Below are 22,612 nucleotides of genomic sequence, written 5' to 3' on the forward strand. Positions count from 1 at the left end.
TTGTCGCAGGGCGACATCCGACCGCGGGGTCCGGTTTCATCAGTGGAAGAAGTGGCGGGTTCCGGTCAGATACATGGTCAGATCGGCGTCCTGGGCGGCCTTGATCACCTCGGGATCACGGATGGATCCTCCCGGCTGCACCACTGCCCTGATGCCGGCCTGGATCAGATACTCCAGACCGTCTGCGAAGGGGAAGAAGGCGTCGGATGCGGCCACCGAGCCCTTGGCGCGGTTGCGGCCCTCGTCCAGGGTGTTGGCCCGCTCCACGGCCAAATGGCTGGAGTCCACCCTGTTGACCTGGCCCATGCCGATGCCCACGGTGGCACCCTGGTTGGCCAGGAGCACGGCGTTGGACTTGACCGAGCGGATGGCCCGCCAGGCGAAGGTCAGATCATCCATGGTCGCCTGGTCGGCAGGGTTGCCGGAGACCAGACGCCAGCTGGAGGGATTGTCTCCCGGGGCGTCGATCAGGTCGGGCGTCTGCACCAGGGCTCCCCCATCGATTTGACGAATGACCGGACGCTGACGCGGGCGGCGTTGCACAGACAGGATGCGCAGGTTCTTCTTGGTCCGCAGCAGGTCCAGGGCCTCGGGCTCATAGCCTGGTGCCACAATCACCTCGGTGAAGACCGGCTTGATCTGCTGGGCCATGGTCAGCGTGACCGTGCGGTTGGCGGCGATGACCCCGCCATAGGCGCTCATGGGGTCGCAGGCGTGGGCGCGGCGGTGGGCCTGGGCGATGTCCTCCCCCACGGCCAGACCGCAGGGGTTGGAGTGCTTGACCACGGCCACTGCGGGCAGGTCGGGGAAGTCCCAGACCGAGCGCCAGGCGGAGTCAGCGTCCACATAGTTGTTGTAGCTCATTTCCTTGGCCCCGCCCAAGTGCTCTGCCGCAGCGAAGCCGTCCCGGTCCAGCGGGTCCAGGTAGAGGGCGGCCTTCTGGTGGGGGTTCTCCCCGTAGCGCAGTTGGTTGGTCAGACGCCAGGTGCGGGTCAGTGCCTGGGCTGGTTTCTGATCTTCTGCCTTGTCCTGCTTGTCGTCGACCCATGTGCGTGCGGTCCATTCGGCGATGGCCGCGTCATAGGAGGCGGTCAGGGCGAAGGCTTTTGCAGCCAGACGTCCGCGCTCGGCCAGGCTGAACCCGGTGCCGGAGGCGATGCGCTCGGCGGCCAGGGCATAGTCGTCCGGGTCGGTGATCACAGCCACGCTGGCATGGTTCTTGGCGGCGGCCCGGATCATGGCGGGTCCGCCGATGTCGATGCGTTCCAGGCACTGGTCCGCGTCGGCGCCCTCAAGGACGGTCTGCTCGAAGGGGTAGAGGTTGACCACCACCAGGTCGAAGGGGGCTATGCCCAGGTCTTTGAGTTGCCGGACATGGTCGGGATTGGTCATGTCCGCCAGCAGCCCGGCGTGGATATGCGGATCCAGGGTTTTGACCCGGCCGTCAAGACTCTCGGGAAAGCCGGTGACCTTTTCCACCGGAGTGACCTTAACGCCCAGATCCTGCAGCTTCTTTGCGGTGCTGCCGGTGGAGACGACCTCGGTGCCTGCCTGGCGGAAGGCCGATGCCAGGGCCTCAAGGCCCTGCTTGTGGTAGACCGAGACCAGTGCTCGGTTGATGGTTCGATTCGTGGTGACCATGGAAACTCCTACTCCTATGCTTGAATGCCGAGGCGCCCCGCCACCTTCGGACCTACTTGCCTGGTCTGCGGGTGGACGAGACCTGTCGTGGTGTGTCTGCTCGGTCGGTTGCCTTGGGCTCCTTTCCCTCCTGACCGCGTGATTGATTGTTTTTTCCCTTGTTTTCCGCCTGGGCGGAAGTCTTTTTGTCGCCTGCCTGGCGCAGATAGTCAATCAGGACGTCCTTGATGATGATCAGGGCGGCGGTGACGAGAGCCAGCAGCCATACTCCCAGCAGGCCGACCCCCAGGGAGGTTCCGATCATGCGCAGGGAGGAGGCTATGGGCACGCCCACTCCGGCCAGTCGCTGGCGGCCCAGGGCACCGTTGGAGAGCTGGAAAAGCAGGGCAAGGCCGAGCAGGGTTACCAGCCAGGCCAGGACCATGGCCAGGGTTGCCATAAGGAAGCAGACTGCGGTGTCTCGGGATTTCAGCCCTGCTTGGCGCACGGCAGCGTGAATCCTGACCCCCCATGGCCCGGTCAGCAACAGAATGCCGGCGACCACTCCGGCCAGCAGGAGCAGGTTGAGCAGGAGCAGACGAACCTCCTGCCGGGAGACAGGCTCTGGGAAAAGTCCAAAGAGGGGCAGCGAGGGCAGACTTGAGGCATGGCCTGACCAGAGGGTGAAGGTGGCCAGACTGCCGATGTTGAAACCGTTTCCGAAGATCCAGGAGGCAGCCCAGATAATCAGATTGGGCAGCCAGGCCAGGGACGCCAGGCTGGTCGTCACAGCCGAGGCGGTGCCCATACGTGTCAGTTTGAACAGGCGGCCCACGTCTCCGTGATAGAGGGCGATCCAGACGATCAGGGCGACCAGGCCGGCGGCCAGCATGGCGGCCAGAAGAATCAAGCCGGCCGTGAGGCCAAGCCGGATGGTCCTGCGGACCTGGACCGGCAGAACCTTTTTGATTGCTTTGGCAAAAGCCTGGCGGAATGGTTCGGAGCGGACCCAGGCCCAGCCATAACCCAACAGGAAGACCAGGCTGGTCCGCAAAAGGATGACCGGGGTGGTGTCGACCTGCATGGTCTGGCTGCCCTGCATGAGAATCAGGTTGCACAGCACCCAGACGACCAGGCCGGCAATGCAGCCGCCGATGGACATGCCCATGCGGCCGACCAGGGTGCGGATCACCCAAATCAGCAGGCCGGTCAGCAGTAAGGGGATGATGGTCAGGGTCAGGGCCCCGGCTGTAAACCCGCAGCCTTGGGTGAGCAGGGTGATGGTTTCCGTCAGGGCCACAGTGGCCATGGACAGTGATGGCCCGCCCTCCTCGATGGAGATGATGAGCAGGAGCAGGGCCATGCAGGCGCCTAGGGCGACAGTGTAGATAAGCATGGCCAGGAAGGCCTCTAGGGCCCCCCGGAGCCATACTTTCACCCTGCCGGTCATATGATGGCATGCTCCCGCAGCAGGTCGCGGGTCAGCCGGGCGGTCTCGCCGGGTGTAGTGCCCACCTGGATGCCGACGGACTCAAGCACTTCCTTCTTGTCTGCAGCCGTGCCCTTGCCGCCCGAGATGATGGCTCCGGCGTGGCCCATCTGCTTGCCCTCCGGAGCGGTGAAGCCGGCGATATAGGCCACGATGGGCTTGGTCATGTGGGTGGAGGCCCAGCGGGCGGCCTCCTGTTCGGCCGAGCCGCCGATCTCGCCGATCATGACGCAGGCCTTGGTTTCGGGATCGCGGTTGAAGGCCTGCAGGGCCTCCAGCATGGTGGTGCCCACAATGGGGTCGCCGCCGATGCCCAGGCAGGCGGTGAAGCCGATGGAGGACAACTCCCCCATGAGCTGATAGGTCAGGGTGCCCGACTTGGAGACCAGTCCTAGAGGGCCGCGACCGGCGATGCCCTGCGGGATGATGCCCAGGTCCACGCCGACGCCGTTGGGCCGGTCGGACATGGTCATCAGTCCCGGGCAGTTGGGGCCGACGATGTGGCAGCCGCGTTCCCTGGCCAGGGCCACGCAGTAGGCGGTATCGGCAACGGGAATGCCCTCGGTGATGACCACGATCAGCGTGATGCCGGCCTCGATGGCCTCGACCATGGCGTCCTTGGCGAATCTGGGCGGGACGAAGACCACGGAGGTGCGGGCTCCGGTCGCCTGGCGCGCTGCTGAGCAGTCGGCATATACGGGCACATGACGGGTCTGGCCGTCAGGACCGTCGAAGTCCACCGTCATTCCGGCCTTGCGGGCGTTGACCCCAGCCTGGATGTTGGTGCCTGCCGCCATCATGCGGGCCGTGTGGACCATGCCCTGGTGACCGGTCATGCCCTGAACCATGACGGGGGCGCCGTCTTCAACGAAGAGGGTCATCGTCCCGTCTCCTTTCCTGCCTGAGCGGCCAGGGCCACGGCCTGGTCCGCCGCCTCCTCCATGGTGCGGGCCACCTTGAGCCGAGGCTCTTGGGCCTTGGCCAGCAGGTCCAGTCCCTCGGCAGCCTCATTGCCGTCGAAGCGGACCACTATGGGCCGGTCGTCGTTATGGTCTTGCCCGTCCGCAGCGTCCACGGCGGCCAGGATGCCCTGGGCCACCTGCTGGCAGGAGGTGATGCCTCCATAGACATTGACCATGACCGAACGGACCTTGGGGTCGGAGAGGACCACGTCCAGGCTGGTGCGCATGACCTCGGGCGAGGCGCCGCCGCCGATGTCAAGGAAGTTCGCGGGTCCAACAGGAACGCCCTGGCGGCGTCCTGACCCAGCCACGGCATCCAGGGAGCTCATGACCAGTCCTGCACCGTTGCCGATGACGCCCACCTGGCCGTCCAGATGGACGTAGTGCAGGCCTGCGGCCTTGGCCTTGGCTTCCAGCGGGTCCACCTGGGCCGGGTCCGTGAAGCGCTTCCAGCCGTCGTGCCGGAAGGCCGCGTTCCCGTCCAGGGAGATCTTGGCATCGAGGGCGTCCAGGTGCTTGGTGGCCTCGTCGTCCGGGTCGCCCACCTTGGCCAGGGGGTTGATCTCGACCAGGGTTGCATCGCTGTCCTGAAAGGTGTGCCACATGCCCAGAAGAATCTGTGCGGCCTGCTCCAGATCCGCATGGTAGAAGCCGATGCGCTCGGCCATGGTGCGGGCGGCCTGCCTGTCGAAATCCTCCAGGGGGCCGATGTGCAGGCGCCGGACCGATTCGGGATGCTCGCGGGCGATGGTCTCCACCTCGGTGCCGCCGCTGGCCGTGGCCAGGACATCATAGTCCCGGGAGGTGCGGTCCACCGAAATGGACAGGTAGTACTCGTGCAGGATGTTGCGTGCCTCGGTGACCAGGATCCCGCTGACCGGATGGCCGTCGATGTTCATGGGCAGGATGGCCTCGGCCAGGGCTACGGCCTGATCGTGATTCTCGGCTCGCTTGACTGCTCCGGCCTGTCCCCTATGGCCAATGGTGGCCTGGCCCTTGATCATGCAGGGGTAACCGATGACGTCGGCTGCCTGGCCGGCCTCTTCTGCGGTTGAGGCATAGACGGCCCTGGGTTGGGAGATGCCATGTTCAGCGAGCAGCTGCCTGGCCTGGTATTCGTACAAATCCATGGTGAAGGTCCCCCAATCGTGCTCAGGCGGGCATGTTCATCAGGCAGGTGACCGGGTAGGCACCCAGGGCCTTGCGGCCGTCCAGACCGTTGAGTTCCATGACGAAGCTGAAACCAGCCACCTGGCCCCCGGCCTGTTCCACCAGACGTGCCGCTGCCTGGGCGGAACCGCCTGTGGCGATCAGGTCGTCGACAATCAGGACCCGCTGGCCAGGTCGCAGGGAGCCCCGCTCGATTTCGATACGGGCGTTGCCGTATTCAAGGGCGTACTCCTGGCTGTAGGTGGGCTCGGGGAGCTTGCCGGCCTTGCGCATGGGCAGGAAGCCCTTGCCCAGATCGGTGGCCAGCTGGGGGCCGATCAGAAAGCCGCGTGCCTCAAGCCCGGCTACCAGGTCGAAGTCCTCCGGCTTGACGGGCAGGGTGCGCTTCATGGCGTCGAGGATGATGGCCAATCCCCTGGGATCCGACATGGCCGGGATGAAGTCCCTGAAAAGGATCCCCTTCTTGGGAAAGTCCGGAATGGTACGGATCAATGAGATCAGATAAGCGGCGTCATCATCGCCCACCTGCTTAAGTTCTCCAACCTTGATATCGTCCGATTGAGCCATGATCTTCTTTCTGTTTTGCTCCTTGGAAGTGGTTGCCGGGGCCATCATACGCGCGCCGCGTTTCCGTTCGGAGTCAGCCTGACGGAAGGTGTGGCGCGCGTATGAGGTTCAGGACTTGGTGGAAGTCGAATCCGGAGCCTCGGAGGTGTCGGACTCTTCAGAGGCGTCGGAATCCTTGGATGCCTCCGAGTCTGCAGCGTCATCGGACTTCTCAGCAGTCCTGGCCTTGTCTGATTCGTCTTCCTGCTCCGGTTCGGAATCCGACGACTTGGATTGTGCATCATCCTTGCCTTCGGAGGCGGCAAAGTTCTGTGTGGCGGTATCGTCGGCGGCGGTGACCTCGGCGGGGGCGTCCGCATCCTCGGACTGGCCCTCGACCTGCTCGGGCAGGGGGTTGCCGTTTTCGTCAACCTCGTCGTCGTGGACGTAGGCCGGGACGATGGGAGGCTTGGTGATGGCCTGGATGCGCCAGCGGGACTGCGAACCCTCGGAGTCGATGACCACCTGCTCCTTCTCCAGGTCCACGGAGACCACCTTGCCCAGAAGACCAGTGGTGGTGGCGACCTCGTCACCGGGCTGCAGGGACTGGCGGAAGTCCTGGACGGCGGCCTGCTGCTGCTTGCTCTTGCGGGAGCTTCCCCACATCATGGCGATCATCAGGGCGATGATGACGATCATGAAAATCATGGATCCCATGGCTGTTTCCACTCCTTGTTTCGGCGGGTATCAAACGGCGATATGCATTGCTGCGAAGACCCCAGTCTAGAACAGCTTCATGACATCCTCGGGCGGTTTGCGGCCCAGGTGCTCCCAGGCCTTGGAGGTGGCCACTCGCCCCTTCGGGGTGCGTACCAGGAAGCCCTCACGCACCAGGTAGGGCTCACAGACCGTCTCGACCGTCTCGGCCTCCTCGCCCACCATGGCGGCCAGGTTGTTCAGGCCCACTGGTCCGCCGTCGAAACTGTTCACGATGGCCTTGAGGACGGCCAGATCCAGACGGTCCAGCCCCTCGGAGTCGATCTGGTAGAGGGACAGGGCCTGCTTGACGTCATCAGGGCCGACCTGGTCAAGATCGTGGACTATGGCCCAGTCGCGCACACGACGCAACAGGCGGTTGGCGATCCTGGGCGTGCCACGGGAGCGCAGGGCCAGCTGGTGAGCTGCGTCATCCTGCAGGACGATGCCCAGGACCTTGGCCGACCGCTCGACCAGCTTCTCCAGCTCATCCTCCGGGTAGAAGTCCAGGTGGGCGGTGAAGCCGAAACGGGCCCGAAGGGGCGAGGGCAGCATGCCCTCACGGGTGGTGGCGCCGATGACCGTGAACCTGGGCAGGGTCAGCGGAATGGAGGATGCTCCGGGGCCCTTGCCCACCATGACATCCACGCGGAAGTCCTCCATGGCGATGTAAAGCAGCTCTTCGGCTGCTCTGGGCAGGCGGTGGATCTCGTCGATGAAGAGCACCTCGCCGGCCTCCAGGGAGCTCAGGATGGAGGCCAGGTCGCCGGCATGCTGGACAGCCGGCCCCGAGGTGACACGGATGGGCACCTCCAGCTCGTGGGCGACGATCATGGCCAGGGTGGTCTTGCCCAGGCCTGGAGGGCCTGCCAGAAGGATGTGATCCGGGGCCACATCCCGCTTCTTGGCGGCCTTCAGGAAGAGGCCCAGCTGGGCCTTGAGCCGGGGCTGTCCGATGAATCCGTCCAGGGTTTCCGGACGCAGCTCCTCGTCGCTGACCGGCTCGCCTTCGATGGGCCGGGCCGAGACCATCCGCAGGGATTCCTCCTGGGCGTCGCCATTCTGGGTATCGATGTACCCGGTGGTCATCTGCTTGTCAGCCATGGGTCAGCGCCCCCTGTCCAGCCGGGTCAGGGCCTGCTTGAGCACCTTGGGAATGTCGGTTGACTGCAGGGGCAGGGTGTAGCCGCCCTCGCTGCAGGTCTGCTCCACGGCCTGCTCGGCATCACGCTGCAGCCAGCCCAGGGAGATCAGTCCCTCGACCACCTGGTGGGCGCCGTCGTCGGTCTGGGCGGGTCCCTGTCTGCCCGTGCCGGCATCCAGATCCAGCTTGCCGGAGAGTTCGAGGATGATCTTCTGAGCGCCCTTCTTGCCCAGGCCGGGCGCCCGGGACAGGGCCGCAGCGTCGCCGTCTGCCACGGCCTGGGCAAGCTGGTCAGAGTTCAGGGTGGCGAGTATGGACAGGGCCACGCGGGGTCCGATGCCGCTGACCTTCTGCAACTGGGCGAAGAGGGATTTCGACGTGCGGCTGAGGAACCCATAGAGGGTCAGCGCGTCCTGTGTCAGGGACAGGGCGGTGTAGACGGTGACCGTGGACTCGGCATGCATGGAGGCCAGGTCCGACTGGGGCATGCGCACCTCGAAACCCACCCCCGAAACATCGATGACGGCGGAGCCCGTTTCGATGGCGGCCACCCGCCCGGTCAGCATTGCCAGCACTTGATCACCCCTCGATGGAATCGAACGTCTGTTCGAATCAGCTTACATGTCTCGCTGGACTCCCCGATGCTTGCCGTACTTTGCAGAGGCTTCGGCCCACTGGCGTTGGGCCTGGGTCAGATGCTCCTCGCGTTCCCCGCCCTGGATGGCCCCGGCAGGCCGTAGGGCATGGCAGATGGCCTGGGCAAGAGCGTCGGCTGCATCGGCGGGCTTGGGCAGCTGGTTGAGCCCAAGAATGCGGGCCACCATCCGCTGCACCTGGATCTTGTCGGCCTGGCCATTGCCGGTCACAGCCATCTTGGCCTCGGTAGGGGTATGCAGGGCCACGGGAATCCCCCGCTGCGCCGCCCCCAGCATGGCCAGCCCCGCCGCCTGGGCGGTTCCCAGCACGGTGTTGTGGTTGGACTGGGCAAAGACCCGCTCGATGGACACCACGTCGGGGCTGAAACGGTCCAGGGCGGCCGTCAGCCCCTGGTAGATGGTCAGCAGCCGCAGGTCCTGGCTCTGTTCGGGGTCTGAGCGCACGACGTCCACATGAACAAAGGAAAGCCGGCGCGATGCACCGGCTTCAATGACGCCGACGCCGCATCGGGTGAGCCCCGGGTCGACGCCGAGAACGATCATGGGGTCACTCGTCGTCCAACTGGGCCATGACCTCGTCGGGGGCGGTCCAGTTGCTGTAGATCTCCTGCACGTCGTCCAGGTCGTCCAGGTTGTCGATCAGCTTGGAGACCTTGCGGGCGGAGTCCAGGTCCAGGGTGACCTCACTCTTGGGGTTGAGGACCAGATCGGCGGAGTCGTAGTCCATGCCCGCGTCCTGCAGGGCCTTGCGGACGTTGACCATGTCGCCGGGGGCAGTCAGCACGGTGTAGCTCTCGCCGTTGTCCTGCACGTCCTCGGCACCGGCCTCGGCGGCCTTCTCGAAGACCGTATCGTAGTCCAGGCCCTCCGAAGGGACGATGATCTGGCCCTTGCGCTCGAAGTTGAAGCTGACCGAGCCGTTCTGGGCCAGGGAGCCGCCGCCCTTGGTCAGGGTGGAACGGACCTCGGCGGCCGCGCGGTTGCGGTTGTCGGTCAGGCATTCGATGATGATGCCCACGCCTGCGGGAGCGTAGCCCTCGTAGACGATGCTCTCGTAGTTGGCCGCTCCGGCCTCCTCGCCCGAGCCGCGCTTGACGGCCCTGGTGATGTTGTCTGCGGGCACGGAGGACTTCTTGGCCTTGACGATGGCGTCGTAGAGGGTGGGGTTGCCGTCGGGGTCACCGCCGCCGGTGCGGGCAGCGATCTCGATGTTCTTGATCAGCTTGGCGAAGAGCTTGCCACGCTTGGCGTCGATGGCTGCTTTCTTGTGCTTGGTGGTCGCCCACTTCGAATGCCCTGACATATGTCTCCTGACGGTACGAATGCGTAAACGAATGGAATTCTAGTTCCGCTCTTCGACAATTTTACTGGTTTTCAGGCCCTTTCGTGGGGGCTTCATCGTAAAGAGAACCAGCCTTCCGGCCTACCAGTCTGCCCAGCAGGCCACGGCGATGATCGGGCCGGGCTGCCAGGGCCCGGGCGTAGACATCCAGAACCTGGTCGGTGACCCGCTCCCAGTCGTAGTCGCTGGCACGACGCATTCCGCACGAGGCCAGGTCCAGGCGGGCAGGTCGGTCGTCCAGCAGACCCAGGACCACCCGGGCGCAGTCCTCGGGGTCTGCGTTGGAGAACAGGCGTGCGCTGCGCCCGTTCTGGGAGACATCCTCGAAGGCGGGCAGGTCCGAGGCCACCACCGGGCAGCCCGCCGCCATGGCCTCGACCAGCACAATGCCAAAGCTCTCTCCCCCGGTCTGCGGAGCCACATACAGGCCAAGGCTGTGGTAGAAGGAGGCCTTGTCCTCGTCGCTGATCCGTCCCAGGAAGGTGAAGTGCCGGGCCAGTCCGGGATCGACGGCTTCGAGTATTTCCCGGGCCTCCCCCTGGCCGTCACCTGCACACAGGAAGCGTGCTCCGGGCACCCGCCGAAGAATGGCAGGTGCGGCCTGGGCCAGAATCCTGAACCCCTTGCGCTCCTCCTTCATCCGTCCCAGGAATCCGATGGTGGGCTCCCGCTCGCTCCCCTGCCATTCCGGGCGCGGTCGGGCATTGCGCAGGGCTCTGGTTTCAATGCCGTTGGGGATGATCTGGCTGGGTATGCCCGGCTCCAGCAGGTTCTGGGCGTTCTGCATGGCCGAGGGGCTGACGAAGATGGCCTGGCTGATGTTGGCCAGGTATCGGCGCAGGTAGCGCCTGGTCAGCCTCAGGGCCAGCGGGGTCGTATCGAAGGCCGCATGGAAGGTGGCCACATAGGGGCAGGGAATGAATCCTGGCCGCAGGGGCTTGTGGCTCAGGGAGGGCACCTCGGGCTCGTGCAGGTGCAGGATGTCGAAGTGGCCCTGCCTGACCCACTGCCGGGTCTTGTGGCCGGCCACGCCGAAGTAGCTCAGGTTGGCCACCGATCCGTTGTAGGGAATGGAGAAGGAGGAGCCGGTGGTCTGCACCCAGAGGGGCATGTCCTGGGTGCGTCGGCCCGGGGCCAGAACCTGCACCTGGTGGCCGCGGTCCATAAGATGCCTGGCGAAGTCGCGGATGTGCAGTTGGACGCCGCCCGGGGTCTCGAAGGAGTAGGGCGAGATGATCCCCACCCGCAGAGGAGCCTTGATGGCGGCCCGCTCCGGCTCCCGCTCAGGCCTTTGTTCGGGTGCCTTCATGCCCGTCACCTCCCTTGTTCTCGGATGCCTGGGCCAGGATGAAGTCCGGCAGGTCGTGCATCCGGGATAGATCCAGATCCTCAAGGAAAATCGGCTGGAGCATGTGCCAGTCCTCGGGATGCTCGCGAATGCCCTGGGCCCACTGGTCCACCCAGGCCTGGGTCAGGTCCTTGATGGCCTGCTCCCGGGGCATGTCCAGGTAGGGCTCGATGGCGATGGGCCCGTCCACCTGGCAGACATAGCCGTAGGGGGCCTTTGCCTGCCGTCGGCGCTCCCCCGTCAGCCTTTCCCTGTGCATGTTCACGGTATATAGGGGCAGACGGGCATCCAAGGCGATGACGGCAGGACCTGCGGCCACGCGAATCCAGGAGTCGAAGGCCTTGACGAAGACGCCTCGGCGGCTCAGGTCGCGGTCGGCCAGCAGGGGCACCACCTGGCCAGGCTTCCGCAGCAGGGTCGTCAGACGGCCGGTGATGTCCGGCTCGCCGGTCAGCAGGATGTTCATGCCCAGGCGGCGACGGATGTCTGCAAAGGTGTTCAGCATGCCCTGGTCTCTCAGCCGCTCGGCCACCGTGGTGACCTGGCCGACAGTGGAGCAGGCCCAGAATCCCGCGTAGTCCCAGTTGCCCTGGTGGCCCATGCCGATGGGCAGGGATCGCAGGCCGATGTCGCTCTTGGCCGGATCCGGGTAGGCGCTGCCGCCGCCGTGTATGCGTGCCAGCAGCTGCTCCTTGGTGCGGGCTCCCACGGTCAGGGCCTCGACGAAGTAGACGAAGTAGGAGCGCATGCCCTGGCGCGAGGTGCGCCGCATGCTGCGACGGTCGGCCTCTGGCATGACATGGGCCAGGTTGCGCTCCAGCTGTCTGACACCGCCTATCCGAAACAGCCAGCAAAGGTCGGCCGCCGCCAGGAATAGGCCGCGCAGCAGCCCCTCGGGCACCAGACGCGCATGCTGCGCCAGAAAGATGAGCAGTCGGTCCGGCATAGGCTCACTCGTGGTTGGGGTTGGCGGGCTGCGGGTTGCGGCTCATGTCCTTGGCGACGTGGCTGATCCGCTGCCAGACGGTGACGATGCCCAGCAGGGCCAGCAGGACCAGGAAGCAGCTGAGCACGGCCAGGGGCAGCCCGGCTCCCGTCAGGGCCATGCCCACCAGGATGATGACCAGCCGGTCCGATCTGGTGGCGATGCCATTCTTGGCCTCGAAGCCCTCGGCCTCGGCCCGGGCCCGGGCGTAGGAGGTGACGAAGGAGGTCATGATGGCGAAGAGGGCTGCAGCCATGCCCACCTGTGCCCAGATGTCGGGACTTTGGTGGCTGCCATCGGCCACCCAGGCCAGCTCGTGGCGCCGCAGGTAGATGATGACCCCGGTCAGGACGGCCCAGTCGGCTATCCGGTCAAGGGTGGAGTCCAGGAAGCCCCCGAACTGGGTGCCACCGCCGGTCAGCGCGGCCACGGAACCATCCAGGGAGTCGAAGGCCACCAGGATGGCCAGGACGATGGCCCCGGGCAGGAGCCAGCCGGTGAACCCGGTCGCGATGGCTACCAGGGTGGTGCCTACGGCTCCGCTGATGGTGACACCGTTGGCGCTCACGCCCAGACGAACCAGGCCGCGGGCGATGGGGGCGATGATGCGCTTCCAGGGGCGCCGTAGATGCTCGAACATCGGTCAGTCCTGACTGCAGGAGGTGTTCGCTCGGAAGTCGTCTGCCGAGTTGATCTGGGCGCGGACCTTGATGGCCTCGTTGATCCAGGCGCGGGCCTGCTCCACGGGCACCCCGTTGAGCTGGCTGCCGTCGCGGAAGCGGAAGGAGACCGCGTTCTTGGAGACATCCTCCTCACCGGCGATCAGGATGAAGGGGGCCTTGGACTTGGCCGCGTTGCGGATCTTCTTGCCGAAGCGGTCGTCGGAGCGGTCGATCTCGCAGCGGACCATGTCGTCGCGCAGCTGGTCCAGCAGGTGCTCCAGGTGGGGGGCGAACTCGTCGGCCACGGGCACGGCCTGCACCTGGACGGGGGCCAGCCAGGCCGGGAAGGCGCCGGCGTAGTGCTCCAGCAGGATGGCGAAGAAGCGCTCGATGGAGCCGAAGAGGGCCCGGTGGATCATGACCGGCCGCTGGCGGGAGCCGTCGGCGGCGATGTACTCCAGCTGGAAGCGCTCGGGCAGGTTGAAGTCCAGCTGAATGGTGGAGACCTGCCAGGTGCGCCCGATGGCATCCCGGGCCTGCACGGAGATCTTGGGCCCGTAGAAGGCAGCGCCCTCGGGGTCGTCGACCAGCTCCAGCCCGGAGTCCTTGGCCACCTCGGCCAGGGTGTTGGTGGCCTCCTCCCAGACCTCGTCGGAGCCGACGAACTTGTTGGGATCCTTGGTGGACAGCTCCAGATAGAAGTCGTTGAGGCCGAAGTCCTTCAACACCTTGAGCACGAACTGGAGCAGGTTGGTCAGCTCCCCCTTCATCTGGTCCCTGGTGCAGTAGATGTGGGAGTCGTCCTGGGTCAGGCCGCGCACGCGGGTCAGGCCGTGGACCTCGCCGGACTTCTCGTAGCGGTAGACGGTGCCGAACTCGAACAGCCGCAGGGGCAGCTCCTTGTAGGAGCGCTGGCGGGACTTGAAGATCAGGTTGTGCATGGGGCAGTTCATGGGCTTCAGGTAGTAGTCGAAGCCCTGGCGGGTCACCTTGCCGTTGGCGTCCTTCTCCTCGTCCAGGTGCATGGGCGGGTACATGCCGTCCTTGTACCACTGCAGGTGGCCTGAAATCTCGTAGAGGTGGCCCTTGGTGATGTGCGGGGTCTGCACGAAGGAGTAGCCGTTGCGCCGGTGCATCTGGCGGGAGTAGTCCTCCATGGCGTTGATGATGGCCGCGCCCTTGGGGTGGAAGACGGGCAGCCCGGGCCCGATCTCGTCCGGGAAGGAGAAGAGGTCCATCTCGGCGCCCAGCTTGCGGTGGTCGCGGCGGGCGGCCTCCTCCAGACGGGCAGTGTAGGCCTTCATGTCGTCCTTGTTGGCCCAGGCGGTGCCGTAGATGCGCTGGAGCATGGGGTTCTTCTCGTCCCCGCGCCAGTAGGCGGCAGCCGTGCGCATGAGCTTGAAGCTGCGGATGTAGCGGGTGTTGGGCAGGTGGGGGCCCCGGCAGAGGTCCTTCCAGACCGTGTTGCCCTCGCGGTCCAGATTGTCATACATGGTCAGCTCGCCGCCGGTGGCCACCTCGGTGGCCTCCTCGCTGTTGATCTCGGCCTCCTTGGCCCCGATCAGCTCCAGCTTGTAGGGCTGGTCGGCCTCCTCCTTGCGGGCCTCCTCTTCGGTGACCACGCGCCGGCGGAAGCTCTGGGAGGACTTGATGATCCGCTTCATCCGCTGTTCGATCTGCTTGAGGTCGTCGGGGGTGAAGGGCTTGTCCACGTCGAAGTCGTAGTAGAAGCCGTCCTTGATGACCGGGCCGATGCCCAGCTTGGCGTCCGGGCGGATCTCCTGGACGGCCTGGGCCATGACGTGGGTGGCCGAGTGCCGCATGATGGCCAGTCCCTGGTCGCTCTCCAGGGTGATGGGCTCGACCTTGTCGCCCTCGTGCAGGGGTGTGTAGAGGTCGCGTGGCTGCCCGTTGAGGTCGACAGCGATGATGTCCTTGTCGTCAGCAAAAAGCTGGACGCCAGTCTGATCCGCCGCCACCTCCTTCCGTTCGCCCTTGACGATGATGGAGATGCTCGACTGTGTCATGAATGCCGTCCTTGCTATCGGAGCCCGCGTTACAGGGTGCAGGCTGGACATGGTTATCGAGCCACAGCCTAGGTCGTCACTCAGACAAGGAGGGGCCTTTGTTGCCCATGGAGCGCAGATAATCCTCGGCTTCCCGGACCAGCTCTTCGGCGGCCGGCTCGTCCACCTGGGCCTGGTCGACGTCCATCTCCAGACGGTGGACGTAGTTGGCCAGGTCGTCGTTGCAGCGCAGCAGCATTCCGGCCTGGGCCTTCCACTCGGCGGCCTTGCGGGGCAGCTCCCCCTCGTCAAGGTGGACGCCGAGCATGGCCGAGAGCCTTTGCAGCAGCTGCAGGGTGCCCTGGGCGCACTCGTCGCTGCCCAGGTACTGGGGAACGGAGACCCAGATGGACTCGGTGCTGTAGCCGTCTTGGGTGGCCAGGGCATCCAGAACGGTGGGGATGCCTATGGGGCCGGAATGGCCGTCGGTGTCGGTCTTGGGCTGGTCGCCGGCCAGGTCGTCGATGGGCAGGGGCCTGGTGTGGGGGCAGTCGGCGAACATGGCGCCCAGGGTGATGATGGCCTCCGCCTCGTCGTCTTCGGCCCAGTGGATGCTGCGCCGGCAGAAGTCGCTCCAGTGGTAGTTGGGCTCCGGGCCCATCTCCAGCAGCAGGGTGTGGGTGTCATCAATCCGCACCCGGTAGATCTTGGCGGAGGGCCAGATGATCCGCCGCCGACCCTGCACATGGCAGAGCATGGGCCGTGACATCTGGTAGTCGTAGAACCCGTCGCCCGGAATGCTGCCGATCTCGTGGGACTCGTAGACGTTCAAGAGGTGGCGGATGACGTTGGTCGAGGCTGAGCACGCATCGTTCCAGCCATCGAAGGCGGCCACCATGGTGCAGTGCTGCCTGGCTTCTTCACTCATACCTATCACCCTACCGGTAGGAAGCCTTGTATTTCGCGGCTTTGCCATCAGCGGAGGGTGGCTCTATGACGCGGCGACACGCGCTTTTTGCCAAGTGCGGAGGTCTACGCTACAGTAGTGCAACGTGCTTCGGCAGTCACCACCACGGTGAAAGTTGAATGTGCGGGCATAGCTTAGTTGGTAAAGCGCGACCTTGCCAAGGTCGAGACCGCGGGTCCGAGTCCCGTTGCCCGCTCGAGGTTTCGAGCAGTTTAACCAATACGGTGGGTTAGCCAAGCGGTTAGGCAGCGGCCTGCAAAGCCGTATAGACGAGTTCGACTCTCGTACCCACCTCTCTCTCGAAACGAGAATGACCCGGGCGGTTGGCGCAGAGGTAGCGCACTTCCCTGACACGGAAGGGGTCACTGGTTCGAATCCAGTATCGCCCACGAGGATCACTTCGGTGGTCTTTCCCAATCCGGGCGATTGGCGCAGCGGCTAGCGCACTTCGTTCACACCGAAGGGGTCGCAGGTTCGATTCCTGCATCGCCCACCTGGATTTTCCACTTCTCCCCTATTTTCCATCTAGAGACAGTTTTCAGTCAGTAATTGATGCCTGCAAATCTTCTCAATTTTCAGTGATCGTATTCCTAATGATCCCCGACTAATTATTCCTCCAGCTGGAATTCAGGTAATAAATTATTGTTACCAATACAAACCAGGTTTACTTTTCAGGCTCTCCTGCATTGGTCGTATCGGCTGAATTGCGCACCAGCTGCCGCTTGCTATGCCGGTTGTCATGGCAGATAGCGAACGGAGTGTTGAGCATGTCCGGGACCTTGTGATAATTTGCTCTTAGCAACAGGTCGGGGGACCTGCCAGAAACGGGAGTACCTGATGCATCCTTGAAGAGGTGATAGCATGAAGAAAGGCCTAGGCCAATGAGGGCACGTAACTAGCCTGGCTGAATCTGCAATGCACCGCAGCTTGAGGAAACTGTGGTCTCCCTGTTTTACCTATGAAATACTTGCGTGGTCTGTATGTGTGACCACGTTCCGGTTGTCGCCAATGGCGGCGGCCGCGGTGTAAAGCTCCTCCGGCGGCACAGAAATATACCCCCCTCTCCTGCCGCCGGAGGTTTTACTTTTCAGGCCCTATTTGAGGGCCTGCAGGTACCGGTAAAGGGTGGGAATCGAAATCTTGAGCTCGGGAGCGACGATGCCCACCGCGCCCTTGATGAGGAAGATGCCCCGGTCCTTGATGTTGCGGATGATGTCCAGCCTGTCCTGCTTGGTCAGCTTGTCCATGGGGATGTTGAACTGGCGGACCTCATCCCTGGTGATCCTACGGATGTTCTCCGCAGGCTCCTCGCTCACGTGGCTGCGCGAGGTCTCCGTGGAGATCTGCACATCGTCGGAGTCAATCGAGGACAGGGTCTGCAGCACATGGGCGGCCTGCTGCAGCTCGGTGATGTTGATACTGATGCAGAGCAGGCCAATGACGGTCTGCTCCTGGTTGCGGATCAGGTAGGAGGAGACGCGGAACTCATGCTTGTTCAGGCGGCGCCCCCGGTAGTCGGAGACGAAGTCGGCCCCGTCCTGGTCGGCCCGTATGGCCAGTTGGAGCGTCTGGTCCGTAACCCCGTCGCCCAGGGAGCGTCCGGATAGCTGCCCGTTGCGGATGAAGACGATGGAATTCTCCGGGCGGGTGATGTCATGCACCACAATCTCGGCCATGGGACCGAAGGAATCGGCTATGAATTCTGCCAGGGGAAATACCTCTTCAAGGTTGTCTACTGTGAAATGCATGGCTGATCCTCAACATCCTAACAGGGCGGCTTGTAGCCACCGGTTGGTGCTGCGGGAAGCGAAAGGCATTGGATGGCGTGATATGGTCCATCACCTCCATACCAGCTAATCGGCCTCCTCTAATCCCGTATATTAGACCTTCTTTTGCGCACTTCAGTCCGTTACATACGGCCTATTGAGGCCGCAGGAGAGCCGAAGTGCCGAAGGAGTTTTCATGGTAGCGCACGAAAGCGGCTGAATCTTGCTTTTCGCAAACCCGGCCAGTCGTAACGGACGCAGCGTTGTAGCGAAGCCGCTTCCCACCTATCCTGCAGGACGGGATGAGAGCGGAAACCTGGTAATCATGGGGAACCGAGTGATTCAGAAGCTGAGGATACGTACCTGTAGCGCGCCTAGGACAAAGTGCATGAACAATGTGAGTCTGGTCACGTATTTTGGGATCGGTTGGATCTAAAGGCCACTTTGTCAAAGAAATTAAACAAGTTGATACGACACATGTCTGAATGGATAAACAGCGGCCGGGCCGGCTGGTGGCTGTTGAGCCTCCTGGCCTGCCCGGCCGTGTTTCCTCCTCTCCCAGGCGGAGGCGGGGGCGTGCATGCCTGCCCTCGGCTTCCGCCTGCAGAAGTGTGGTGGGGGCGCGGGAGGGAAGTGTCGGGCTCTCTTGGGGTTTGAGCCTTGATTGACACGTTTCCTCCCTGCTCCCCCTATATGGGCCGGGGGCGGGGGGATTGATACGCCGCCCGGCCGCTCTTACTCGTGCGAAGCATGTGATAGTTGGTGTTGTTCCTTCCGGTGGCGGCGCGAGGCGAGGACCCCGCCCATGCCGGTCATGCCCGTGGCCAGGGCGAGCAGGATGCCCTCCCCGCCTGCCTTGGGGAGCACGCCTGCAGGCAGGTACGTGTACCTGAGGGAGGTGTCGGGCTTTTGGGGTGCGCCGCCCAGCGTGTAATCCACGCTGACGGTGACCGTGCCCGGCTGGTGTGCGGGCGTGAACACGCTGACACTATTGCCGTCGCCGCGCGTCAGCCCTGATACGGTGGTCTGGTCGAACCTGACGCCGGTGATCACCAGAGCCAGGTTGAACGACACCGGCACAGGAACAGGGCTCTGAGCTTTACTGTTATATTCCCCTGTGGGGATGCTGTCGTTGCCGAGCTGGCCATACTCGTTGCGTCCCCAGGCCCAGGCGTTGCCGTCGCTGCCCACGGCCAGGGAATCATGGTATCCGGCGCTGACCTGTGCGGCTTGCAGTCCTTTGCTCGCGTCCCCGGGGCTGGCGGGGTCGCGCACGCGCGCAGGAACAGGATTAAAAGTGGAGCCGCTGCTGTTGTTGCCGAACTGGCCATACAAATTGCATCCCCATGCCCAGGCGTTCCCGTCGCTGCCCACGGCCAGGGAATGATCAAATCCGGCGCTGACCTGCAGGTAGGTGAAGTCCGCTGGCAGATCCGGGTACGTGTTGCGGTCGGGCGTCTTCACCCTGACCGGCGTGTACCGGTCGATGCTTGTCCCGTCGCCGAGCTGGCCATTGCCGTTGTATCCCCAGGCGTAAACGTTGCCGTCGCTGCCCAGGGCCAGCGAATGCTGGTATCCGGCGCTGACCTGCAGGTAGGTGAAGTCCGCTGGCAGATCCGGGTAGGTCTTGCGGTCGGGCGTCTTCACCCTGACCGGCGCATGCCGGTCGCTGGTTGTCCCGTCGCCGAGCTGGCCAAAGTAGTTGTATCCCCAGGCGTAGGCGTTGCCGTCGCTGCCCACGGCCAGCGAATGAGAGCCTCCGGCGCTGACCTGCAGGTAGGTGAAGTCCGCTGGCAGGTCCGGATACGTGCTGCGGTCGGGCGTCCTCACCATGACCGGCGCATGCCGCTCGGTGCTTGTCCCGTCGCCGAGCTGGCCACTGCCGTTGTATCCCCAGGCGTAGGCGTTGCCGTCGCTGCCCACGGCCAGCGAATGAATGCCTCCGGCGCTGACCTGCAGGTAGGTGAAGTCCGCTGGCAGGTCCGGGTACGCCTTCCGGTCGGGCGTCCTCACCATGACCGGCGCATGCTTGTCGTCTCTCGTCCCGTCGCCGAGCTGGCCATAGTAGTTGAATCCCCAGGCGTAGGCGTTCCCGTCGCTGCCCACCGCCAAGGAAAAACCAGAGCCGGAGTTTTTTCCTCCGCTTATCTGGTTGAATCTGATGCCCCGGCTGGCGCTGTCGGGCGGGGTGATGGTGGCGGGTTCCCTGCCCAGCTGGCTGCCCTTATCGGGGCTGATGCTCCACCTGCTGTTCCGGCCTGCCGGCGTCCAGTGGGCGGCCAGGGTCAGGTCCTTGCCGACGGGCCTGCTGAAATCGTAGGCGACCTCGCCGGTGAACCATCCGTCGAACAGGAAGCCTTCCCGCGACGGGTCGGGGGAGGGGCGCTTGACCCTGCCGTACGGGGAAAGGACAGTCTGGTCCGCTGGTTTCGGGTTTCCGCCGCCCGTGTCGAAGCGGACCGTGAACGCGGATCTTGGCTCCGCAGCTCGTGCCGGCGGCTGGTCGACCGTGTACGCAAGGCTCCTGGCGAAAGGCTGCCCGTCCTGCCTGCCCATGATGAGGATGGCGGCTTGTCCCGGCTTGCGGGCGGGAGCTTCAGCCCGCCAGGAGCTGCCGGTCTTGCTGAGATTGAGAGGCTGGCCGTCCAGGCTGGCTGATTCCAGGATGGGCGCCTGCGTGGTGTCGAGCCTATCGGGTTTGCCGGGGTTGCCTTGCCCGTCCAGGCTCCACCTGTACAGGCTGCCCTGCCTGCTGATGGCGGCGATCCCGCCGCCGATGCTTGCAGCCTGCACGTACTGCTGGCTCCCGTCATCCGCACGCTTGGGGGTTTCGCCGGGCTTCCAGGCCCAGACAAGACCATTGGAATCAACCAACGCTGCTTGTGTAGCGTCACTGCTTATTGCTGCGACGGCAGAATGGTCGGGCACAATCAGCAATTCTGGCTGGGTTTGTCCGTTGTCCAGATAACTGGTCTGGCCGGTAAAGTCCAGAAGCACAAAGCCATGATCCGTGGCTGATATCTGAACAATTCGGTGAGCAACCTTGACGAGTTGAATCTGAGCGGTATCAATGGCATCCGGCTTCCAAGTCCAGATTCTGCCCTTGCTATCCATGGCGAGCAGGCGATCAGCATTGCCAGCCACCGTGATTGCTGGGGCCTGCTTGGGCAGACTTATGGCCTTTTCTGTCGGCTTCCCCATGCTGGTCCATGTGCGTATACGGCCATCCTGATTCACTGCTATGAGCTGGCCAGAAGCCATGGCAATGCTGGTGTACGTCGTGGAATCTGCGTCAAGCAGGGCAGGCGTATCCCCGCCTTTGCTCCAGGTGTAGATGCGGTGGTCCCTGCTCAAGGCCGCAAAGCCGTCATGGCCAACTATCCCAGTTATGAATCGCACGTCACCGGGTTCGCCCTGAGGCGATGGCACCTGAACAGGCATTTCAGCGTTTGATGTCCAGATGTACAGGCGGCCATCGCCGGTCACGCCGATCAGCTTGTCGTCATGGGCTTCCAATGTGCTGAACGAGGGTGAGTCCGCACTCGGGGGTGTGATGGTGATGCTGGTGCCGCCGGAAGCCGGACCATGGTCGGGGCTGAGCGCCCAGTCAGTCACCGGGGTCCACTTGGCCTTCAAGGTGATGTCCCTGGTGATCGGGGTGCGGAAATCCATGATCCTGTCATGCTCGGACCAGCCGTTAAAACGGTAGCCGTCGCGCTTCGGATTATCAGCAGGCGGCGAAACCAAAGCGCCATCCGGCACAGTTACATGTTCCGCTTTGCTTCCATCGGCAGGGTCGAACACCACAGTATGAGCATCAGCAGCAGACTGGGTCCCAGTAGGTGAATAAGAGCTGGATGGCGAGATTCCAAGGGATTGGGAAGAACCTGTCGGGGTTTGAACAGGGGAAGAAGAAACAGATGACGTCGTCAGCGGCGACGGGGAAGGCAGACTGGTCGGTTGTAGATCGCTCAGGGAACCGTTATCTACCTGAGCGGTATAACGACCCCCCCCCCCGTTGACATCTGAGCCGGAGGCGAAGACGGTGCCGGTGGCCATGCCGGTCAGCAGCAGGGGTATCAGCACCAATGCTGACATGAGCGACCGCAGGCCAAACCTATGCGTACGAGAATCGGCAGACGTCGACGACGAAACCACAACAAACCTCCCCAAAGGATTCAAACGCTTGGCTGACCCAGTCCCCCGCAACCATGGGCAGCGCATGAGCAAATCCTATCACGGGGCCATATGAGCGTCGAATCCCCCGGCAATTCACCCAGGCTCAGCTGGCCGCCACGCCCCCTACCGCGGGCAGGGCGCCGACCATAAGCATGATGGCCACGAAGACGGCCAGGCCGATCCGGTAGATGACGAATCCCCGGTAGGAGAAGCGCGAGACGATCTTCAAAAAGGCGATGATGACGATGTATCCCAGCAGGAAGCTGACCACGGTGGCGCAGATGGTGGCCCCCCAGCCTGGGAAGGCGGCGTCCGCGTTGATGTTTTTCAAGGATTTTACCGTCTCGAGGATGCCGGCGCCGAAGACGGCGGGGATGGCCATGAGGAAGCTGACCCGGGTGGCGGACTCGCGGGTGTAGCCCAGGGCGCGGCCGAAGGTCATGGTGCCGCCCGACCGGGATACGCCGGGGATCAGGGCAAGCATCTGCCCGATGCCGAAGAGCAGGGCGTCGCGGGCGCTCATCTGGCGGATCTCCTTGTTCTGGCGGCCGTGGCGGTCGAAGTAGTCCAGCAGCAGGCCGAAGACGATCAGCACCACTACGGTGATCCAGAGGTTGCGCAGCTTGGTCTCGATGATCTTCTGGAAGAGCAGGCCAGCCACCACGATGGGCAGTGTTCCCAGAATGATGTACCAGCCCAGGGCCGCGTCATGGTCCTTGGAGCCCATCCGCTCACGCCAGGAGGAGCCGTCCTTGCCGGCCAGGCAGCGGAACCAGTGGGTCAGTATGCGGGCAATGTCATGCCGGAAGTAGAGCAGGACCGCCAGCTCGGTGCCGAATTGGATGATGGCTGTGAAGGCCGCGCCCGGGTCCTGGCCCAGCAGGCCGCCCACGATGCGGATATGGGCGCTGGATGAGACGGGGAAATACTCCGTCAGGGCCTGCACCAGGCCGAACAGAATGGCTTCGAAGAAATTCATGGACCCCTCTTGCTATGTCGGACAACAATGGCAAG

General features: G+C 64.0%; 18 protein-coding genes and 4 tRNA genes. 4 read left to right on the forward strand and 18 right to left on the reverse strand.

Annotation, left to right across the window (positions count from 1 at the left end; genetic code table 11):
- Window positions 1–39 precede the first annotated feature (39 nt).
- From purH to JF70_RS03995, 15 genes are all read right to left on the reverse strand, one after another.
- Entirely contained in the window at window positions 40–1,641 is a 1,602-nt protein-coding gene (gene purH / locus JF70_RS03925) for a bifunctional phosphoribosylaminoimidazolecarboxamide formyltransferase/IMP cyclohydrolase (RefSeq protein ID WP_045935363.1), read from the reverse strand.
- A 52-nt stretch (window positions 1,642–1,693) separates the two neighbouring features.
- Window positions 1,694–3,070, reverse strand: a complete 1,377-nt coding sequence (locus JF70_RS03930; protein ID WP_052690732.1) for a cell division protein PerM — start codon at window positions 3,068–3,070, stop codon at window positions 1,694–1,696.
- Window positions 3,067–3,990, reverse strand: coding sequence for a succinate--CoA ligase subunit alpha (sucD, locus tag JF70_RS03935; protein ID WP_045935364.1), 924 nt, complete (start codon window positions 3,988–3,990; stop codon window positions 3,067–3,069). Before sucD ends, JF70_RS03930 begins: the two co-directional genes overlap by 4 nt.
- Window positions 3,987–5,201, reverse strand: coding sequence for an ADP-forming succinate--CoA ligase subunit beta (gene sucC, locus JF70_RS03940; protein ID WP_045935365.1), 1,215 nt, complete (start codon window positions 5,199–5,201; stop codon window positions 3,987–3,989). The genes sucD and sucC overlap by 4 nt, the downstream gene beginning before the upstream one ends.
- 22 nt (window positions 5,202–5,223) lie before the next feature.
- Window positions 5,224–5,808 carry an adenine phosphoribosyltransferase gene (locus JF70_RS03945; RefSeq protein ID WP_045936110.1) on the reverse strand — a complete coding sequence of 195 codons (585 nt, stop codon included), beginning with the start codon at window positions 5,806–5,808 and terminating at the stop codon, window positions 5,224–5,226.
- Between the two features lie 108 nt (window positions 5,809–5,916).
- Entirely contained in the window at window positions 5,917–6,504 is a 588-nt protein-coding gene (locus JF70_RS08720) for a preprotein translocase subunit YajC (RefSeq protein ID WP_082069384.1), read from the reverse strand.
- A 66-nt stretch (window positions 6,505–6,570) separates the two neighbouring features.
- Window positions 6,571–7,647 (reverse strand): Holliday junction branch migration DNA helicase RuvB, encoded by a 1,077-nt coding sequence (gene ruvB / locus JF70_RS03955; RefSeq protein ID WP_045935366.1) that lies wholly within the window; start codon window positions 7,645–7,647, stop codon window positions 6,571–6,573.
- A gap of 3 nt (window positions 7,648–7,650) precedes the next feature.
- On the reverse strand, window positions 7,651–8,262 hold the full coding sequence (gene ruvA / locus JF70_RS03960; protein ID WP_045935367.1) for a Holliday junction branch migration protein RuvA: 612 nt from the start codon (window positions 8,260–8,262) through the stop codon (window positions 7,651–7,653).
- A 42-nt stretch (window positions 8,263–8,304) separates the two neighbouring features.
- Window positions 8,305–8,886 carry a crossover junction endodeoxyribonuclease RuvC gene (gene ruvC, locus JF70_RS03965; protein WP_045935368.1) on the reverse strand — a complete coding sequence of 194 codons (582 nt, stop codon included), beginning with the start codon at window positions 8,884–8,886 and terminating at the stop codon, window positions 8,305–8,307.
- A gap of 4 nt (window positions 8,887–8,890) precedes the next feature.
- Window positions 8,891–9,646, reverse strand: a complete 756-nt coding sequence (locus JF70_RS03970) for a YebC/PmpR family DNA-binding transcriptional regulator (protein ID WP_045935369.1) — start codon at window positions 9,644–9,646, stop codon at window positions 8,891–8,893.
- Between the two features lie 61 nt (window positions 9,647–9,707).
- Complete coding sequence (locus JF70_RS03975; protein ID WP_045935370.1) at window positions 9,708–10,994, reverse strand: glycosyltransferase family 4 protein; 1,287 nt, start codon at window positions 10,992–10,994, stop codon at window positions 9,708–9,710.
- Entirely contained in the window at window positions 10,969–11,979 is a 1,011-nt protein-coding gene (locus JF70_RS03980) for a phosphatidylinositol mannoside acyltransferase (protein WP_045935371.1), read from the reverse strand. Before JF70_RS03980 ends, JF70_RS03975 begins: the two co-directional genes overlap by 26 nt.
- A 4-nt stretch (window positions 11,980–11,983) precedes the next feature.
- Window positions 11,984–12,658: a phosphatidylinositol phosphate synthase gene (gene pgsA / locus JF70_RS03985; RefSeq protein ID WP_045935372.1), complete on the reverse strand. Its 675-nt coding sequence runs from the start codon at window positions 12,656–12,658 to the stop codon at window positions 11,984–11,986.
- A gap of 3 nt (window positions 12,659–12,661) precedes the next feature.
- Entirely contained in the window at window positions 12,662–14,707 is a 2,046-nt protein-coding gene (thrS, locus tag JF70_RS03990; protein ID WP_045935373.1) for a threonine--tRNA ligase, read from the reverse strand.
- 76 nt (window positions 14,708–14,783) lie between these two features.
- On the reverse strand, window positions 14,784–15,614 hold the full coding sequence (locus JF70_RS03995; RefSeq protein ID WP_045924425.1) for a PAC2 family protein: 831 nt from the start codon (window positions 15,612–15,614) through the stop codon (window positions 14,784–14,786).
- A gap of 162 nt (window positions 15,615–15,776) precedes the next feature.
- Between JF70_RS03995 and JF70_RS04000 the strand changes: the two genes are divergently transcribed.
- The 4 genes from JF70_RS04000 (at window position 15,777) to JF70_RS04015 (ending at window position 16,146) form a co-directional block, all read left to right on the forward strand.
- Window positions 15,777–15,849, forward strand: a tRNA-Gly gene (locus JF70_RS04000).
- A gap of 27 nt (window positions 15,850–15,876) precedes the next feature.
- Window positions 15,877–15,947, forward strand: a tRNA-Cys gene (locus tag JF70_RS04005).
- A gap of 23 nt (window positions 15,948–15,970) precedes the next feature.
- Window positions 15,971–16,042: transfer RNA gene (locus JF70_RS04010), tRNA-Val, on the forward strand.
- 31 nt (window positions 16,043–16,073) lie between these two features.
- Window positions 16,074–16,146: transfer RNA gene (locus tag JF70_RS04015), tRNA-Val, on the forward strand.
- 601 nt (window positions 16,147–16,747) lie between these two features.
- Here the strand turns inward: JF70_RS04015 and JF70_RS04020 are convergent.
- From JF70_RS04020 to JF70_RS04030, 3 genes are all read right to left on the reverse strand, one after another.
- Window positions 16,748–17,401, reverse strand: a complete 654-nt coding sequence (locus tag JF70_RS04020; RefSeq protein ID WP_045935374.1) for a helix-turn-helix transcriptional regulator — start codon at window positions 17,399–17,401, stop codon at window positions 16,748–16,750.
- 753 nt (window positions 17,402–18,154) lie between these two features.
- The gene (locus JF70_RS08515; RefSeq protein ID WP_082069385.1) at window positions 18,155–21,517 is read right to left on the reverse strand and encodes an RCC1 domain-containing protein; all 3,363 of its coding nucleotides are present in this window, start codon (window positions 21,515–21,517) and stop codon (window positions 18,155–18,157) included.
- Window positions 21,518–21,701: 184 nt separating this feature from the next.
- Window positions 21,702–22,577 (reverse strand): undecaprenyl-diphosphate phosphatase, encoded by an 876-nt coding sequence (locus JF70_RS04030; protein WP_045935375.1) that lies wholly within the window; start codon window positions 22,575–22,577, stop codon window positions 21,702–21,704.
- Window positions 22,578–22,612 lie beyond the last annotated feature (35 nt).

Source organism: Bifidobacterium mellis, assembly GCF_000967265.1.
Taxonomy (GTDB): domain Bacteria; phylum Actinomycetota; class Actinomycetes; order Actinomycetales; family Bifidobacteriaceae; genus Bombiscardovia; species Bombiscardovia mellis.